18 protein-coding genes are annotated in these 17,285 nt (G+C 73.3%); 2 read left to right on the plus strand and 16 right to left on the minus strand.

All coding sequences use genetic code 11. The annotated features are described in order from the left end of the window. Positions 1–106: 106 nt before the first annotated feature. The 11 genes from V2S66_RS23080 to V2S66_RS23130 form a co-directional block, all read right to left on the minus strand. Positions 107–1,330, minus strand: coding sequence for a serine hydrolase domain-containing protein (locus V2S66_RS23080; protein WP_330797994.1), 1,224 nt, complete (start codon positions 1,328–1,330; stop codon positions 107–109). A gap of 212 nt (positions 1,331–1,542) precedes the next feature. Continuing rightward, positions 1,543–2,235, minus strand: coding sequence for a hypothetical protein (locus tag V2S66_RS23085; protein ID WP_330797996.1), 693 nt, complete (start codon positions 2,233–2,235; stop codon positions 1,543–1,545). Positions 2,236–2,486: 251 nt separating this feature from the next. Further along, positions 2,487–3,350 (minus strand): signal peptidase I, encoded by an 864-nt coding sequence (gene lepB, locus V2S66_RS23090; protein WP_330797998.1) that lies wholly within the window; start codon positions 3,348–3,350, stop codon positions 2,487–2,489. A gap of 145 nt (positions 3,351–3,495) precedes the next feature. Further along, positions 3,496–3,633: a hypothetical protein gene (locus V2S66_RS23095; RefSeq protein ID WP_330798000.1), complete on the minus strand. Its 138-nt coding sequence runs from the start codon at positions 3,631–3,633 to the stop codon at positions 3,496–3,498. Positions 3,634–3,754: 121 nt separating this feature from the next. After that, positions 3,755–3,931, minus strand: coding sequence for a hypothetical protein (locus tag V2S66_RS23100; RefSeq protein WP_330798002.1), 177 nt, complete (start codon positions 3,929–3,931; stop codon positions 3,755–3,757). A 100-nt stretch (positions 3,932–4,031) separates the two neighbouring features. After that, positions 4,032–4,607: a DUF5994 family protein gene (locus V2S66_RS23105; RefSeq protein ID WP_330798004.1), complete on the minus strand. Its 576-nt coding sequence runs from the start codon at positions 4,605–4,607 to the stop codon at positions 4,032–4,034. Between the two features lie 443 nt (positions 4,608–5,050). Continuing rightward, the gene (locus V2S66_RS23110; protein WP_330798005.1) at positions 5,051–5,764 is read right to left on the minus strand and encodes a CoA transferase subunit B; all 714 of its coding nucleotides are present in this window, start codon (positions 5,762–5,764) and stop codon (positions 5,051–5,053) included. Then, a complete protein-coding gene (locus V2S66_RS23115; RefSeq protein ID WP_330798007.1) occupies positions 5,764–6,552 on the minus strand; it encodes a CoA transferase subunit A in 789 nt (262 codons plus the stop codon). Before V2S66_RS23115 ends, V2S66_RS23110 begins: the two co-directional genes overlap by 1 nt. A 70-nt stretch (positions 6,553–6,622) precedes the next feature. Beyond that, on the minus strand, positions 6,623–8,329 hold the full coding sequence (gene mhpA / locus V2S66_RS23120; protein WP_330798009.1) for a bifunctional 3-(3-hydroxy-phenyl)propionate/3-hydroxycinnamic acid hydroxylase MhpA: 1,707 nt from the start codon (positions 8,327–8,329) through the stop codon (positions 6,623–6,625). A 3-nt stretch (positions 8,330–8,332) separates the two neighbouring features. Next, entirely contained in the window at positions 8,333–9,259 is a 927-nt protein-coding gene (locus V2S66_RS23125; RefSeq protein ID WP_330798010.1) for a VOC family protein, read from the minus strand. A gap of 128 nt (positions 9,260–9,387) precedes the next feature. After that, positions 9,388–10,242 (minus strand): fumarylacetoacetate hydrolase family protein, encoded by an 855-nt coding sequence (locus V2S66_RS23130; protein WP_330798012.1) that lies wholly within the window; start codon positions 10,240–10,242, stop codon positions 9,388–9,390. Between the two features lie 147 nt (positions 10,243–10,389). Here V2S66_RS23130 and V2S66_RS23135 point away from each other — a divergent pair, with 147 nt between their 5' ends. Beyond that, complete coding sequence (locus V2S66_RS23135) at positions 10,390–11,253, plus strand: FadR/GntR family transcriptional regulator (protein ID WP_330798014.1); 864 nt, start codon at positions 10,390–10,392, stop codon at positions 11,251–11,253. A gap of 32 nt (positions 11,254–11,285) precedes the next feature. Next, positions 11,286–11,633, plus strand: coding sequence for an IclR family transcriptional regulator domain-containing protein (locus V2S66_RS23140; RefSeq protein WP_330798016.1), 348 nt, complete (start codon positions 11,286–11,288; stop codon positions 11,631–11,633). A gap of 7 nt (positions 11,634–11,640) precedes the next feature. Here V2S66_RS23140 and V2S66_RS23145 read toward each other — a convergent pair whose 3' ends face one another. The 5 genes from V2S66_RS23145 to V2S66_RS23165 form a co-directional block, all read right to left on the minus strand. After that, positions 11,641–12,336: a sterol desaturase family protein gene (locus tag V2S66_RS23145; protein ID WP_330798018.1), complete on the minus strand. Its 696-nt coding sequence runs from the start codon at positions 12,334–12,336 to the stop codon at positions 11,641–11,643. Positions 12,337–12,461: 125 nt separating this feature from the next. Then, positions 12,462–13,673, minus strand: a complete 1,212-nt coding sequence (locus V2S66_RS23150) for a condensation domain-containing protein (RefSeq protein WP_330798019.1) — start codon at positions 13,671–13,673, stop codon at positions 12,462–12,464. Next, positions 13,670–14,590 (minus strand): NAD-dependent epimerase/dehydratase family protein, encoded by a 921-nt coding sequence (locus tag V2S66_RS23155; protein WP_330798020.1) that lies wholly within the window; start codon positions 14,588–14,590, stop codon positions 13,670–13,672. The genes V2S66_RS23150 and V2S66_RS23155 overlap by 4 nt, the downstream gene beginning before the upstream one ends. Beyond that, positions 14,587–15,720 carry a GNAT family N-acetyltransferase gene (locus V2S66_RS23160; RefSeq protein WP_330798021.1) on the minus strand — a complete coding sequence of 378 codons (1,134 nt, stop codon included), beginning with the start codon at positions 15,718–15,720 and terminating at the stop codon, positions 14,587–14,589. Before V2S66_RS23160 ends, V2S66_RS23155 begins: the two co-directional genes overlap by 4 nt. Further along, positions 15,717–16,955, minus strand: coding sequence for an aminotransferase class I/II-fold pyridoxal phosphate-dependent enzyme (locus V2S66_RS23165; protein ID WP_330798023.1), 1,239 nt, complete (start codon positions 16,953–16,955; stop codon positions 15,717–15,719). The genes V2S66_RS23160 and V2S66_RS23165 overlap by 4 nt, the downstream gene beginning before the upstream one ends. Positions 16,956–17,285 lie beyond the last annotated feature (330 nt).

The raw sequence follows: 17,285 nt of genomic DNA on the forward strand, positions 1-17,285 counted from the left end.
CCGCGGGGGGACGGGGGCCCGCGCCGGCCCCGCCCCCCCCCCCGCTCCCCTCGCCGCGACGTGCAGGCCGTGGAGGGGCGCCGAGGGTGCCACCGGACCGCGGGCGTCAGTCGAACAGGGCGCAGGTCACCGCATCCATGAGGGACGCGCCGGTCCGGTGCTCCTCCTTGTCGAGGGTGGAGGTGGCGAAGAAGAAGGACGCCGTGCGACGGCCGGTGGGGTCGGTGACGTTGTACGTCGCGTAGCCCGGGACGACACCGATGTGGTCCCACACCGCGCCGCAGGAGGACGCCTCGCTCTCGATGCCGAGCCCGTAGCGCAGGTCGTCCGGGTCCCCGGGCCCCTCCTCGGGCACGGTGGTGCGCATCTCGGCCAACTGGGCGGCGGGCAGCAGGCGGCCCGACATCAGCGCGGTGTAGTAGCGGGACCAGTCCCGGGCGGTGGACACGATCGCGCCGTCCGCTTCGGCCGCGGTGAGGTAGTCGCCGGTGACGTCCACGTGGCCGTCGTGCCGCGGTCCCGCGTAGTCCCGGAACTCGGGCGGGACGTCCGGCGGCATGTGGGCGGCGTCGGGTTCGTAGCCGTGTGCGTGCGGGCTGCGCCAGGCGTCGCCGGTGGTGTAGAAGGTGTGGCGGAGTCCGAGCGGCCGGGCGATCCGGTCGCGCACCAGAGACGCCAGGCTCTTCCCGGTCGCCCTCTCCAGAACGGCGCCGATCGCTATGTAGTTGGTGTTGCTGTAGGACCACTGGGTGCCCGGCGGGAACAGCGCGGGGTGCCCGGCCACCAGGCCCAGGATCTCCTTCGACGTCCACACGTGGGAGTCATGGCCGGTGAGCGCCGGGGCGAGGGCCGGGTCGTCGGTGTAGTCGAAGAGCCCGCTGGTGTGGTTGAGCAGCATGCGCAGGGTGATGGCCCTGCCGTCGTGCACCTGGCCGGGCAGCCACTTGTCCACCGGGTCGGTGAGGGCGAGCCGGTGCTCGGCGACCAGTTGCAGGACGAGGGTGGCCATCACCGTCTTGGTGTTGGACGCCTCCCGGACCTCGTCGTCCGCGCCGAGCCGGTGGTCCTTCCTCGTCCAGGCGGCCTGCTCGGTGATCTCGATCGGCCTGCCGTGACCGTCGTCCACCCGCACGATCACCCCGGGCATCCCCTCGTCCACCAACTCCCGCGCCAGCGCCCGCAGGTGCGCGCGCGTCCGCGCGTCGCCGTCCTGCGGGACCGACGAGACCGTCCCGCGGCCGGCCGTCGCCCCGGTGTCGCCGGCGGCCGCACGCGACGGCGCCGCCGCGAGGGGAACGATGAGAGCCGCGGCCGCGGCCACCGTCAACACGGCGCTGAACCTGGTCAGTTGTGGACGCCGTCGAACGCGGGCACCGACACCCAAGGCATGCTCCTTCGTGGATCCGCTGCGGGTTACCACTGTCGAGCACGATCGGGGTGCGCGCGGGATAACGCGACATCTCCGCGCGGCGGCGGGTGAGCGGCGCGATCGGCCTCGTCGAGCGTCGCACTGCGGGCCGGCGCGGGACGGCCGGTGGCAGCTCACCCGCGCTTGCCTCCGCGGGCCGGAGACCGCTTCGCCGGCGACGCGGAGGAGTCCCGCTCCTTCGCCGCCTTCCTGGCCATCGCCTTCGCGGCGGGCGGGTTCTTCGGGCCCGGCTTCCTGGCGGCCCTCTCGGCCCTGGCCTTTCCCGCCATCGCCCTGGCCTTGGCGGCGGGAGGGTTGCGCACTCCGGCCGCGTGCGGGGAGGACTCGTCCGCGCTCTCGCGGCGGGCAGGACGGCGCCGGGAGGACGGCGGAGGCACCTCTTCCTCGGCCCCCGACCGGGCCTCCGACTCGGCCCGAGCCTCGACCTCCGGCCCGGCCTCCGCCTCGGCGTCCTCCTCGTCCGACGCCTCGGCGTCCTCCCCGTCCGCTTCGGACGTCCCCGGGTCGTCCTGCTCCGGGCCCGCGTCCGCCGGGGACGCTTCGTCGTCCTCGTCCCCGCCGGCCTCGTCGTCGAGGAGCGCGCGGGTCTGCCGCTCCAGAGCGCTCGTAAGGGATTCGCTGACCTGTTCGAACTGGGGGCTCTCCGCGAACTTCCTGATGCCCTGGCCGATCAGGGACATCGGGTCCATGGCGCGGCCCGTCGCGAGGGACAGGAGGCCGAGAGCGAACTTCTCCTTGTTGTTGCGGCCGACGAGATATCCGGCCGCGACGCTCGCCGCAACGATTGTCCTGGTTCTGGAATCCATAGCCATCGCCCTTTGGGAGAGTGCGGAAAGCCTCATGGGGGCGTATTCCGTGCCGCCGTCGACCGCTTCCCCGACGGAGCGGCGGACCGACCTGGACGCCCGGTGCGGGAGCGCCGCGTCAGGGCGGGGCATCGTCCGAGGACATGCCCCACACGTCCACCATCCTTCACCTGGCGGGCGCGCGCATCTTCCGGGCCGGCGTCCGGCATCCCGTACGGCCGTTTCCCGAGCGCCACGGGCCTCCGCGCTCGTCAGAGCCGGCGGTGCCGACGCCACAGGACGAGGGGGACGGCCCCGGCCAGACCCAGCGCGCCCGGGGCGGCCGCCGACGCGGCGCGGATGCCCGGCTGTCCGAAGGTGTCCGGGACCGGCAGGGTCGCCCAGCGGTCGATCGGCCAGGCGACGACGACGGCGCGCCCGACGACGTTGCCGACAGGGACGAAGCCGTGCGTCGTGTCGAGTCGGTGGTACCGGGAGTCCGACGAGTCCTGGCGGTGGTCGCCCATGACCCAGATCCTGCCCTGGGGCACGGTGACGTCGAACTGGCCGCCCTGGTCGTCGCTGCTGCACGGGGTGTTGCCGGCGAAGACGTAGGGCTCGTCCAGCGGCTTGCCGTTGACATACACCGGTCCCGTGCCCCGGCACTCGACCGTGTCGCCGGCCACGCCGATGACCCTCTTGATCAGGTCCCGCTCGCCGGCCGCCGGCATGAGCCCGATGAAGCCGAGGGCCTTCTGCACGGCATCGGGGTGGCGGGCTCCCTCGCCGCCCAGCCAGTCCGCCGGGTCGTGGAAGACCACCACGTCCCCGCGCTCGGGTTTCGAGCCGAACCAGGGGGTCAGCTTGTCGACCAGGACCCGGTCCCCTGGCTGCAGAGTGTTCTGCATCGACTCCGAGGGGATGGAGAACGCCTGCATCAGGAAGGTCTTGACGAGCAGCGCGAGCACCAGGGCGACGACCACCAGGATCGGCAGTTCCCTCCACAACGAGCGCTGCCTCCGGCCTTCCGGTCCTGGCCGGTCGGACGGCTCCGCGCCGTCGTGGTCCCCTTCGCCCCCTCCGTCCCCGTCGCCCTCGATCCGGGCAGCCCCGTCCGTCCCCACAGCTCGATCCACGCCGGCTCCCGTGTCCGCCTCGTCGTGCTTCGTCGTGCGCCCGGCCGGCGCTGCCGGCCCCCAGCCAGGAGAACGATCGGGAGTTCCCCGCGCACCGGGCGGCGAGGGGCCGCGCGTGGCGGGCGGGCCACTCCGGCGCTTCCCCCTACTTCAGGCGGGTCCTGCCGTTGCAGTTCGTGTCGGGGCAGAACCAGTCCAGGGTGTAGAAGGGATCAGGACGCGCCTCGGCCGTCTCGACCTTGACCGCCGCGGGATGGATCGTGCGCTTGCAGTAGGGGCACATGCGGGACAGCCCGGCCAGCTCACTGGCTCGGCACCGTCGGGGCAACGCTCGGGTTTCCATACTCATACCGTTCGCAGAAGGTCCTCGCCGGCGCCGAGATCGGCGCCGGCGCCGATCTCGGTCAGTTCGGGGCGGGGGCCGCGTCGCGGGCGTCGGTGTCGCCGGCCACCTGGCCCGGTGTGGGCCGGTCGTCGAGGCGTCCGCGAGCGAGCCGGTCGCGTGGCGGCGGCGTCGGTGAGGCGCGGGACGCCTGGAACCCGCCGTCGGCGGCGATGACGTGGTCGCGGTCGGAGATCACAGGGGGCCCGGGCGGACCGGGCCGGAGGCGTGGACGATCAGGGGCGGGCGACGGCGTTGCCGGAGCCGTGCCGAGGGGGCGTGTGGTGCTGGAGCCGCCCTCAGGCCGCCCTCGTCGCGGGGTCCGGTGACGCCGGGAGCGCCCCGGGGGCGGCATGGCCGGCCTCGGAGTCCCAGACCGCTTCCGGCTTCTCCTGGGGCGTTTCGGCCGCGACGTGCTCGGCCTCCGCCATCAGCTGGCTTCCGGTGGCGGTCCGCCGCGGGTCGGCGGCGGCGGCCATCAGCCAGGCGGCGGTGGCGGGAGGAGTCTGCGGCGGGATCACCAGGAGGTCCCAGCGGCCCGTACGGTAGGAGAGCAGCATCACCTGATGCCGATCCTGTTCCTCCTTGAACCAACCGACCTTCACCACGTGCCCGTTGGCCGACACCTTGCGCGGAATCGCGGGCCAGTACGCGGGGTTGACGGTGACGTGGGTGATCCGGTCCCACTTCACGTCGAGTTCGCCGATCAGGGCGGGGAGTTCGGCGGCCACATCGCGGGAGTACGGCCACCACGCTCCGTCGATCCTGGCGGGGGCGGAGCCGGCGGGCGTCAGTGAGACACGCAGCTCCTTCGAGGAGACCGGGACCTCGGGTGACTCTCCGGTCGGCAGTGTGCGCACAGTCGTCGCCGTCATGGCGCGAACCTCACCCCGGGCCGGTTCGCATCGGTCCGGTGGTCGTCAATCGCCGAAAACGACACGAGCTGGATGCGGGTGCACGAAATACCCTCGGTAGTCCCATCGTACTCCTCGGTGGCCGGGCGCGGGGTGGAGGTGCGCGGCCGGGCCCCCGCCGCGGCCCTGCTGCGACGGCGGCGCCGGCTCGGGCGAGTGCCCCGACGCCTCCAGCCGCGGGACCGCGGCGCAGGGTCCGGTTGCCGCCGGCGCCCGGTGGTCAGCCGATCGCACGAAGGGCGCTGCCCGGTCGGCTGCGAAGGCGTTCCACGGCCCGCGCCGCCGTCTTGTCGGCCGCCGGGTGGACTCCTGCCCGGCGAGGGGGGCGGGTTCGGCCGTGAACCACTCGGGGGCGGCCAGTGCGGTGGCGCCGAGCAGGGCGTCGACGGCGTACGTGTGGCCGTTCAGGCCGGTGCCGGCCAGGAGCGGCGCGGCGTGGCCGCCGATGGGCCCGGTGACCGGTTCGACGATGAGGCGGGACCGGATCCATGGTGAAGGATGGGTGCCGCTGTCGCCGCGCGGATGTCGGCGGGGGTGACGCCGGGGGCTGTTTCGACGAGGACCAGTCCGTCGTCGGTGACGTCGAGGACGGCCAGGTCGGTGATGATGCGGTGCACGCAGGTGCGCCCGGTGAGGGGGAGGGTGCACTCGCTGACGATCTTCGGGCTGCCGTCCTTGGCGCTGTGCTCCATGAGGACGATCACGCGGCGCGCGCCGTGGACGAGGTCCATCGCGCCGCCCATGCCCTTGACCATCTTGCCGGGGATCATCCAGTTGGCGAGGTCGCCCGCGGCGGAGACCTGCATGGCGCCCAGCACGGCGGTGTCGATGTGGCCGCCGCGGATCATCCCGAAGGACAGCGCGGAGTCGAAGAAGGAGGCGCCGGGCAGGACGGTGACGGTCTCCTTGCCCGCGTTGATCAGGTCGGGGTCGACCGCGTCCTCCGCGGGGTAGGGGCCGGTGCCGAGGATGCCGTTCTCCGACTGGAGGACGACGTGGACGCCCGGCGGCAGGTGGTTGGGGATCAGGGTGGGCAGGCCGATGCCCAGGTTGACGTACGAGCCGTCGGCGAGTTCGGCGCCGGCTCGCGCGGCCATCTCGTTCCTGTTCCATGCCATCAGCCGCGCACCGTCTCCCGGGTCGTGGACGGCGTCGCGGAGACCGTGCGCCGTTCGATGTGCTTGTCCGCCGCGTCGCGGGCGTCGAGGGGGACGATCCGCTGGACGAAGATGCCGGGCAGGTGGATCTCGTCGGGTGCGAGCTCGCCGGGCTCGACCAGCTCCTCGACCTCCGCGACGGTGACGCGCCCCGCCATCGCCGCGAGCGAGTTGAAGTTCCGCGCCGACCGGTGGAAGACCAGGTTGCCGTGGCGGTCGCCGCGGGCGGCCCGGACCAGGGCGTACGCGGTGGTGATGGCGTGCTCCAGCACGTAGTCGCTGCCGCCGAAGGTCCGTACCTCCTTGGCCGGGGAGGCGACGGCGACGGCGCCGTCCGGGGCGTAGCGCCAGGGCAGGCCGCCCTCGGCGACCTGGGTGCCCACCCCGGCCGGGGTGTAGAAGGCGGGGATGCCGCAGCCGCCGGCCCGCAGGCGCTCGGCGAGCGTGCCCTGCGGGGTCAGTTCGACCTCCAGCTCGCCGGAGAGGTACTGCCGGGCGAACTCCTTGTTCTCGCCGACGTAGGAGCCGGTGACGCGGGCGATGCGGCCGGCGTCGAGCAGGATTCCCAGCCCGTGGCCGTCGGTGCCGCAGTTGTTGGAGACGATCTCCAGTCGGCCGGCGCCCTGCGCGTGCAGCCGGCCGATGAGGACGCTCGGGATGCCGCAGAGCCCGAATCCTCCTACGGCCAGCGACGCGCCGTGGGGTATGTCGGCCACCGCCTGGTCGGCGCGGGCCACTGTCTTGTCCATGAGGGAGTCCTTTGTCAGCCACGCCGCCGGTGCGTGCGCGGGCCGGGCCGGTGGGCGGCTGGTCGGAGCGCTAGCGGTCGGGCGTGGTGGCGAGCGGCCTGGCGGCCGTCGGGGCGGGAGGCGTGCCCGGCGTGCGGTCCGCGGTACTGTCCGCGGCCAGCTGGGTGCGCAACTGCGCCACGAGGCCGGGCAGTTCGTGGGGGAGCGCGGTGGCGCCGTACAGATAGGAGTCGGGGCGGATCAGGGCCGCCGTGTGGCCGTGTGCGACCAGGTGGCCGAGGTAGGCGCCCTCCGTGTCGAGGTAGCCGCCGGACGCCGACGGCTCGCTGGACAGCGGTACGACGGTGGTGCCGATGGAGTCGAGGAAGGCGCGGTCGGTCTCGTCGAGGGCGTCGAGCGGGCCGGCGCCGTCGGTGAGCAGGGTGAAACCCGGGCCGGTGAGGTCGTCCAGCAGCGCGGTGCGGCCGGCGTGGGCGACGGGGAACTGGGGGGTGAGGTGGCCGACGTCCGGTGCGCGGCTGCCGTCGGGCCCGTGCTGGAGGACGCCGTCGCCCAGGACCGGCGGCGGGGCCGGCGGCAGCGCACGCGCGGGGTCGGCGTCCGCGGCGATCATGCGGGCGTCGCGTTCGGCGGCCTGCGCGGGGTCCAGGACGCAGATGACCTGCCCCAAGGCCATCGACATGCCGACGGCGTGCTGCAGGTGGACGCTGCGTTCGCTGGTGTAGGTGTCCAGCAGGCAGGCGCCGGCGAGTCCGCGCAGGACCAGGTCCATCTTCCAGGACAGGTTCGCGGCGTCGCGCAGGCCCGAGCACATGCCCTGTCCGGCGAACGGCGGCATCTGGTGCGCCGCGTCGCCGGCCAGCAGCAGCCGGTCCTGGTTCCAGCGGTCCGCCCAGCGGGCCTGGAAGGTGTAGACGGCGTGCCGTTCGATCGTGGTGTTCCCGGGTGTGCGCCCCCACGGCGCGAGCAGTTCCCAGGCCGACTCCACGGTGTTGAGCTGCTCGACGTTCTCGCCGGGCAGCCGCATGAACTCCCAGCGGCGGCGGCGCGGGCCCCCGGAGACCACGGTGGTGGGGCGGGCCGGGTCGCACAGCTGCCAGTTCATCGGCGACCACGGCACCTGGTCGAAGTCGTGGGGGAGGGTGTCGACGATCAGCCAGTCGTAGAAGAACCCGAGGTCGGTGACGGCGACGTTCATGCGGGAGCGGACGAAGCTGTTCGCGCCGTCGGCGCCGACGACGTAGCGGGCGTCCAGGACGCGCTGCTCGCCGCTGGTGGTGCGCGCGGTCAGCCGCACCCGGTCCGCCCGCTCGTGCAGGGCCACCACGTCGTGGCCTCGGTGCACGGTGACGGTGGGCTGTGCGCAGGCGGCCCTGGTGAGGACGGCCTCCAGGTCGGGCTGGGAGAAGAAGTTCGCCACCGGCCAGCCGCTCGGGCCGGTGCCCGACCAGTCGATGCGGACCAGGGGCTCGCCCGCGGCGGTGCGCCACTCGTAGTGGTCGGGGACCGGATCGGTGACGGAGGCGACCTCCGCGGCGATCCCGGCGTTCTGGAAGATGCGGCCGACCTCGTCGTCGAAGTGCACGGCGCGCGGCAGGTCGTACGGCTGCGGCCAGCGCTCCAGTGCGACGACGCGGTGGCCGGCCCGGCCCAGGAGCAGCGCGAGCATCTGACCGACGGGGCCGAAGCCGACGATCGCGACGTCACAGGTTTCCGCGGGGGCGGCGGGGGCGGCGGGGGCGGTGAGGCCGGCGGGGGCGGTGGGGTCGGGGATCACGGGTCACCTTGCCTGGCTGTGCGTGCCGGTCATGAGGGCGGCGAGGTCCTCGGGGTGCAGGAACGAGGGGGGCGGGGGCGGACCCCAGTCGAACAGGCCCTTGGCGCCTTCCAGCACCTCCGGGGTCCACAGCTGGTCGTCCACGATGCAGTCCATGTCGGAGTAGTACTCGGAGAAGTTGCCGGCCGGGTCCTTGAGGTACCAGAAGAAGTTGGAGCCGGCGTGGTGGCGGCCCAGGCCCCACACGTGCCGCTCCGGGTGGTCCTCCAGCATCGCGAAGGCGCCGCGGCCGACCTCGTCGACGTCGTCGACCTGCCAGGAGGTGTGGTGCAGGAAGGTGACGGGGGCGGCCAGCACCAGGATGTTGTGGTGGTCGGTGGAGCAGCGCAGGAACGCCCCGTGGTCCTTGATGTAGTCGCTCGCCCTGAACCCCAGGCCGTCCCGGAAGAACGCCGCGGTGACCGCGAGGTCGGTGCTTCCGATCACGGCGTGCCCGAGCTTGCGCGGGCGCACCGCGGCCGTGCGCAGCACGCCCGGCGCTCGGGAGCCGGCGCGCTCGGTGCGGCCCGGACCGTTGTACGGGGTCGGTGCCACCGGGTCCTGCACGAGGCGCGGGGCGATCTCCAGTACCGCGCGGACACCCGTCGGCCCGTCGTAGGCGGTCAGCGTGCCGGGAGTGCGCTCGACCGTGACGTCGAGGCGGCACAGCCGGTCCGCGGCCGCGGCCAGGTCGTCGGGGTGGTCGACGCCGACGCGCACCTCGATCAGGCGGCGGGTGGCCGCGGGCACGATCCGCAGCTGGCGGCCGGCGTCGCGGGTGCTGAACCATCCGTCGGCCTCCGCACCCAGACCGAAGTCGGTGTAGTAGGCGGCGGTCCGGGCGACGTCGGGGACCCCCATGGTGACGGAGGTCAGACGGTGCAGTGCCATGTCGGGGACTCCTTCGTCCGTTCGGCCGTGGCAGGTGGCGGCAGTGCGTGGCGGTGCGTGGCGCTGGGCGGCAGCGCGTGGCGGTGGGCGGCGGTGGGTGCGGACGCGGCCGGTGGGTCGCGGCGCGGTCAGGCGGTGAAGCGCTGGCGCAGCTCGCCGATGCCCTCGATGGTGCTCACCAGGTCGTCGCCCGGGGCCAGCCAGCGCTGCGGGTCCCGGCCCAGGCCCACCCCGGCCGGGGTGCCGGTGAAGATGACGTCGCCGGGGAGCAGCGGCAGCACCGCGGACAATCCGGCGATCAGGGCGGGCACCGAGAAGATCAGGTCGCGGGTGCGGCCCTTCTGGACCTCCTCGCCGTTGATCGTGCACCGCAGTTCGAGGTCGTCGGGGTTGTCGAACTCGTCCGGGGTGACGAGCCACGGTCCGATCGGTGCGAAGCCCGGGAAGGACTTGCCGAGGCTGAACTGGGGGACGGGGCCGGCGAGCTGGCTGACCCGCTCGGAGATGTCCTGCCCGACCGCGAGCCCCGCCACGTGCTCCCACGCCGCGTCGGCCGATACCCGGTGGGCCTCCGTCCCGACCACCGCGACCAGTTCCACCTCCCAGTCGGTGTGGCCGCCTTCGGGCAGGACCACCTCGGTCTCGGGGCCGCTGATGCTGGTCACGAACTTGGTGAAGACCGGCGGCAGCCCCTCCGGCGCGCCGAATCCCGATTCCGAGGCGTGGTCGCGGTAGTTCAGCCCGATCGCCAGCACCTGCCGCGGCGCGGGGGCGGGCGCGCCCAGGTCGGCCGCGGTGAAGGCGCTTCCCTCCGGCAGGCCGCCGCGCTCCTCGGCCTCGGCCGCCCAGGCGCGGAACTCCGCCCAGCGTGCGTATACAGCCTGCGGATCGGCGCCGAAGCAGCCCGCGCTGGCCTGCTCGACATCGATCGCCCGGTCCTGCCGAACCAGTACCAGTCGGTCACGAAGATTGGCGATGCGCACGGGCACTCCTGGGAAGCGAGTCGAACCGGATCCGGTGCCCGAATCCAGCATGATGATTATCATGATGTTGCGCGGTGGTGAAGCTGACGTCAAGCCCCGAATGCCGTAACGTGCATATTCAATTGCTCGATAGCACCGGGAGGGACGTTGAGCGCCGCACGTGACGACAGCCACAGCCTGTCCACTGCACGGCAACGCCAGGACGGCCGCACCCCCGCCGACGGTCGCCCCGCGGCCGGAGCGCCGGGCGGATCGCTGACGGCCGGCCCCCTGCCGGCCGGCTCGCCGTCGGGCCGCGGCGCAGGCGGGGCCGGCACCCGCGCGGAGGCCGCCGCCCGCCGGCTCATCGACCTCGCCGAGGCGACCGGCCCGGGAGTGCGGCTGGGCACCAAGGAGGAGCTGCGGGTGCGGTGCGGGGTCTCGGTGGGCACCTTCAACGAGTCGTTGCGGATGCTCCAGGCCCGCGGGGTGATCACGGTGCGCCCCGGGCCCGGCGGAGGGCTGTTCAGCGCCGAGCAGTCACCCATGGTCCGGCTGGGCAACTCCGTGCTCGCCCTGGACTCCCAGCAGACCGATGTGGCCGAGGCCGTGCGCATCCGCGACGCCCTCGACCCGCTGCTCATCGAGGACGCGCTCTGGCACGCCTCGCCGGCCGACATCGCCGGACTGCGCGAGCAGTTGCACGCGATGGCGCTGGCGGTCTCGGCCGAGGACCCGGTGGCCTTCGTCCACGCCAACTGGCGGTTGCACGCCCGGATAGCGGCCATCAGCCCCAACGCACTGCTGCGTTCCCTCTACAGCAACCTCCTCGACCTCATCGAGGCCCACACCCTGGCCGTGCAGCCCTTCGGCGAGGAGCCGCTGCGCGAGTACATCGCCGCACGCCACCAGCTGCACAGCGACCTGGTGGACGCCCTGGACCGGCGGGATCGCGACGAGGCGCTGCGTCTCATCCACGACCACAACACGAGCCCGAGCAGCCAGGAGCCCGCCGCCGATCCGGCCGGCTGACCGGCCGGGCCCGCTGTACCGGGTGGGCGGCCGTGCCCCTTCGCTCCACCGGGGCGGGCCAGGTCCTGCCGGCCTTCTCCGGCTCCGCCGAGCAGCAGGCGTGCCTCGACCGTGCATGGCGCACCGGACCCGAGGACGTCCCGATCCCTGCCGGTGAGCTGCGCCAGGCGCTGGCCGAGGTGCGACGGCGGGGTTGCGCCACGGTGGTCCGCGCGAGACCTGGTCCGCTGATGTCGGTCGCCGCCCCGATCCAGGACGGCGGCGGCACGGTGGCCGCGGCGCCCGCGGTCGGCTCGGCGCCGGCGATGCCAGGAAGTGGGTCCTTCCGACGCAGCGGACATGTCATTCAACGGCACAGCGGCGCCGCACCGCCCCGCTGAGTCGCAGTCAGATGCGCCGCGAGGTGAACCGCGACCGCGCCTCGGGCCGACAGCGGGCGCCGCACGGTCGGTTCGCCGGTGCCCTGCGCTTCGGGGCGGTGGCGAAGACGTGGTCCCAGTAGGGGCAGCTGATGCCGAAACCGCGGCTGTCGTCCTGGAAGTGGTGCCGCAGGTGGTGGTTGCGCAGGCGGCGCCCGAGTGCGGTCGACGGGGAGTCGTGGTGCAGGTGGAAGTGCAGCTCGTCGTAGACGACGTACCCGGCGACGTAGCCGGTCGCGGCGGCGGAGCCGTGCCCGGCGCCGAGCACCAGCAGCATCACCCCGACGGGGGATCCGATGATGGGGAGACTGGCCAGGGGAGGCATGACCAGGCGCCGCGGGTCGTTGGGATGGTCGTGGTGGATGCCGTGCATCACCCAGTGCAGCCGCTCTCCCCAGGGGCCGCGGGGAGAGAAGTGGAAGACCGCACGGTGGACCCAGTACTCCGTCAACGTCCATGCGCCGTAACCGAGCACGCAGTCTCCGACGAAGGTGGCCGGCTTGAGGCGGGCGAGCGCCAGGACGGCGAGGAGGACGACCACCGGGCCGTACAGGAGCACGGGCACGGCCGGGTGCACCCGGGTGAAGCGGTCGAGGAACGGTGAGCGGAACACCGGTGGGGAGGCCCGTAGGCGCTGGGCGCGATCGGTGTGAGGGAGCGTCATCGCTCGTTCCTCTCGGAGTACGGCTGTCCGCGCCCGTCCGGATCGAGGGGCGCGGGCGACGCCTGCGATCCAGGTGCCGACATGTCACCATATCCAACGGATCGTTGGGCCGGTCACGGCGAACGTCAGCCGAGTGCCGTCGTGAGGTGGGACATCGCCCGCTCGCACAGGTCCTGCGAGCCGGCGGCGTCCGTCGACGTCACGCTGAGGCACAGGCGGCCCTCGACGCCCAGGGCGATGACCAGGGGCGCACCGGAGAGGCTGGTGTGTGCGGCGCCGTAGAGGGCGGACAGGCGCAGGGGGCCGTAGTCGGTGGGGATCGGGAGGCGGGTGTTGCTGATCGACACATCGAAACGGGCGCCTTGGGACTCACTGCGGTGGAGCAGGGACCCGATCGCCTGGTGGGGGACGAAGGCCATCAGGCGGTAGGCGCGGACGAGCGGGCCGAGTTCGTCCGGGGCCAGACGGCGGTGGATGTCAGCTCTGACGGTACGGACCTGAGCCCAGAAATCGGTGCCGGTGGTGTCGATGGGCTGGACGAAGGCGGTGGCGTAGAGGCCGACGGCCGAGCGGGCGGCCGGGTCGAGGACGCGGCGCAGGTCTGCCGTCACGGCGATGTGCACGGATCGCGCGAAGGCGCGGGCGAAGGCGGTGCAGAGCGCCGCCTGCAGGGTGGCGCCTTCGGCGCGGCAGCGGGCCAGGAGCGCGGCGGTCTCCTTCTTCCCCAGGGACCAGGTGGCGAAGGTCAGGGGACCGCCGGGGTGGGGTCGGTGGGTGCGGCCGCTGAGCGAGCCGGCGAGTTTGCGGAGGTCGGAGAGCGCCGGCCTGGGCCGGGGCAGGAGTGCGTCGGCGGGTGCTGGGAGGACGGGCGCGCACGCGCCGTCGGCGGGGCCGCGGAGGATGTCGTGGATGACGATGGCCGCCGAGTTCACGTCGGAGACCAGGTGGTGGTAGACGCTGATGAGATCGAAGGACTCCCCGGCGTCCACGAGGACGAAGCGGGCCAGCGGACCGGTGACCGTGTCGAAGGGGCGCTGGACCTCCTCCTCGACCACCCGGGCCCACCTGCCGGGATCCGTCGCCCGGACGACGCGGAGCTCCGGGCCGGGGACGCCGTCGGTGGTGAGCCACGCCCGCCACCGCCCGGTGCCGGCGACGCGTGCCGCGAGGAGCGGGTGGCGCCGTCGTGCGGTGGCGAGGGCCGCACGGAGCACGCTGGGCTCGGCGCGGCCGTGGATTCGGGCGATGACGGCGAAGTTGACGGGCAGCACCTGGCCGGCGGCCCAGACGAAGCGTTCCTGCGCGGAGAGCCTTCGGCGCGCCGCGGGCTCCCTCACGGTCTGCCGCTTCGATGGCCGAGGGCGCTCTCCAGGCCCTCGTGGAGCAGGATGCGCGGGGTGAAAGGGAGCCGGCCGCCGGCGCAGGTCCAGTCAGGGTGCACGAGTTCGCTGATCTTGTCCGGATTGAGCAGGGAGGCGCGGCCCAGGGTGCGGGCCGTGGACATCGCCACGAGCGCGGGGATGTGGACGAGGCGGGGCGGTCGTCGGCCGACGGCGGCGGCAGCGGCGGCGCCGATGTCCTGCCAGAGATGTTCGGTGCCGTCGCTGACGTGGTAAGTCGCTCCCGCGGCGCCGGAGTCGGCGGCCAGCAGCAGGGCCTGGCACAGGTCGTCGACGTGGATGAGGGAGTAGCGGCGCGGTCCGCGGGCGCCGACGGCGGGCAGCAGTCCGGCCCGGACCGCTGTGACCAGGCGCGGCAGGAACTCGGCGTCGCCGGGGCCGTACACGATCGGCGGCCGTACGACCACGCCGGGAACCCGGTCGGCGGCGTCACGCAGGGCGCGCTCCCCGCCGAGCTTGCTGCGGCCGTACGCGGAGACGGGATCGGGCGGGTCGTCTTCGTGGCGCAGCCGTCCCGGGCCGGCCGCGGCGAGGGACGAGCAGTAGACCAGGCGCGGCGGCTGCGGGAGGGCGGCGACGGCGGCGCACAGGCGGCGGGTCCCCTCGGTGTTGACCTCGGCGAAGTGCCGCGGTGTGCGGGCCTTCGTGAGTCCTGCGAGGTGGATGACGCGGTCGGCGTCCCGCACGGCCGCCGACAGGCCGGCCCCGGTGGCGAGGTCCCCCTGGACGGTCCGGGCGTGGGGGACGTGCCGGCGGTCGCGGACGAGGGCGGTGATGTCGTGCCCGTGTGCGGCGAGCCGCGCGACCATCCGGGCGCCGATGAAGCCGGTGGCCCCGGTGACGAGGTACTTCACGCGGTGCGCTCGTAGAGGCGGTGGGTGCGGAAGTGGATGCCGCCCAGGGCTTCGGTGGAGCGGTTGGCCAAGTGGTTGTCCTCGAGGATCCAGGACACCTCGGTCTCGGTGTAGCCGAGGCGGAACGCGGCGCGCTGCGCCTGGGTGATGAGCGCGGCGCCGAGGCCGCGGGTCCGGTGCTCCTTCCTGACCCCGGCGGCGATGACCCGGATGCGGTCGATGCGGCGGGTGGCGCGTTGGACGCGCACGAGCCCGATGGGCAGACCGTAGGTGGTCAGGCGGCCGCGGGCGGCACGCAGGGCCTGGTTGGCGTCCGGGAGGATGAGGGCGAAGGCGGCGGGCTCGCCGTGGACCTCGGCGATCTGGACCAGCTCCGGGCGCATCAGGGGCTTCATCTGCCGGATCGTGTGGGCGAACTCCTGGTCGGTCATGGGGACGGAGGCGTAGTTCTCGGACCAGGCGTCGTTGTAGATGCCCCGGATGGCGGCCATGTCGGTGTCGAAGCGACGGCGGTTCATCGGGCGGATCAGGACGTCAGGCGCGCTCAGGGCCTCTTCGGCGGCCCGCCGGAAGAGGGCGGGGGGCTCCCCGCCGGCGGGCATCGGAACGCGCCAGGACAGCAGGTCCTTGGCCTTGGTGAAGTCACAGCCGGCGAAGAGCTTCGGGTAGTAGGGAGGGTTGTGCGGCATGAGCATGGTGGGCGGCCCGTCGAAGCCGTCGACGAGCAAGCCGCACTCGTGGTTCGTGGAGAAGCTGAGCGGGCCGAGCATCCGGGTCAGGCCCTGCTCGCCGAGCCAATCGGCGGCGGCGTTGAAGAGGGCGGCGGCGGCCTCGGTGTCGTCCACGCACTCGAAGAGGCCGAAGTGGCCGCACTTCGGGTCGTGCCGCTCCTGGTAGCGGGGGTCGGAGATCGCGGCGATCCGTCCGATGACGGTGCCGCCTCGGCGGGCGAGATAGAGGCGAACCGCGCCCACCGCGTGGAAGGGATTGCGCCGCGGGTCGAGGAAAGCCCGCTGCTCGCGCTCCAGCGGGGCGACCCACAGCGGGTCGCCACGGTAGAGGGCGTACGGGAGGCGGATGAAGGCGGTGGTGTCGGCGCGGCCTTCGACAGGCGTGACGGTGACGGTCATGACACACCGGCCGCTGTGGCGGGAGCGAGCCGCTGGTGCGGGGCGGCCTGGGGCTGCGGGGGGATGAGCCCCAGGCGCCGGCCCGCGGCGGCGAACGCGCCGAGGATCCGGGCGATGTGGTCGTCGGTATGGGTGGCCTGCAGCGACAGCCGGATCAGCCCGTGGCCCTCCGCCACCGCGGGGGCGACCACCACGCTGGTGAACACCCCCTCGTGCAGGACTTCCTGCCACATCCGCCCGCACATCCCCGTCTCCCCGATGTGCACCGGAACGATCGGAGTCAGTGACTCCCCGGTGTCGAAGCCGAGCGCCCGCAATCCGGTCCTCACCCGCCGCGCCACCTCGAACACGCGTGTACGGCGCTCGGGTTCCCGCACGATGACCTCCAGGGCGGCGAGCGCGGCCGCGGCGGAGGCCGGCGGCATGGACGCGGTGAAGATCACCGATCGGGCCGTGTAGCGGAGGAAGTGGATCACCTCGGCGGGTCCGGCGAGGAAGCCGCCGATCGACCCGAAGCACTTGGAGAAGGTTCCGGTGCAGAGGTCGACCTCGTCCATCAGGCCGAAGTGCTCGGCGACCCCCCGACCGCCGGCGCCCAGCAACCCGATGTCATGGGCGCCGTCGACCACCAGCCGGGCGCCATGGCGCCGAGCGAGGACCGCTAGTTCGGGCAGCCGGCACACGTGGCCCTCGACGGAGAAGAGCCCGTCCGTGATGATCATCTTCGCGGCCTCGCCGTCGGCGGCGACGAGTTGCCTCTCCAGGTGCCCCATGTCGGAGTGCCGGTACCGGCGGCTCTCGGCCCGTCCGGCCCGGACCGCGTCGACCAGGGAGGCGTGGTTGGCCATGTCGCTGAAGACGACGTCCCCCCCGCCGAACAGCGGGGTCAGCGCCAGGTTCGCCTGGTGGCCGGTCGTGGTCACGATCGCCGCCTCCTGGCCGAGGAACGCGGCCACCGCACGTTCCAGCTCCTCGTGCAGCGGCAGCGTCCCGCCGATCAGCCGGCTGCCGGAGCACGACGTGCCGTACCGCTCCACCGCCCGCGCCGCCGCCGTGGAGACCCGCGGATCACCCGACAGCCCCAGGTAGTCGTTGCACGCCGCCATCACCACACGCGCCCCGCCGATCAGGGCCTCGCCGTCCCTGCCTTCCACCGCCTGGTACAGCGGCCGGGGCCCCGGGCCCGTCATCGTCCGCATGACCGGCGACAGCTGCTTGGCGAAGATGTCCGCCACTGAGTCTCTCCTCAACGTCGATTCCCGTGGGCCCGACTCAGCTCCGCGCGCTGACCCACGGATACAGCACCGGGTCGCACCCGCTTCCCCGGGTTTCCCGCGATCGCAGGACGCCGTGCGGGCGGCCAGGACCACGACCGTGAAAGCCACGGACCTGGCGAAGTGTCCGGCTATGCCCACCTAACGGCCGAACCGGGAAATAGTCACCCGGCTCGATCGAGGAGGGCGGGGCGGCGGACGCCGTCGGTGCGGTCGAAATCGGCCCGCCTTCGGCGGTCGACCGACGTCCGGAGACGACACCCGAGGTCGGACGGGGACGCGGGCCGTCGC

It is taken from the genome of Actinacidiphila polyblastidii (assembly GCF_036353415.1).
Classification (GTDB): Bacteria; Actinomycetota; Actinomycetes; order Streptomycetales; family Streptomycetaceae; genus Actinacidiphila; species Actinacidiphila polyblastidii.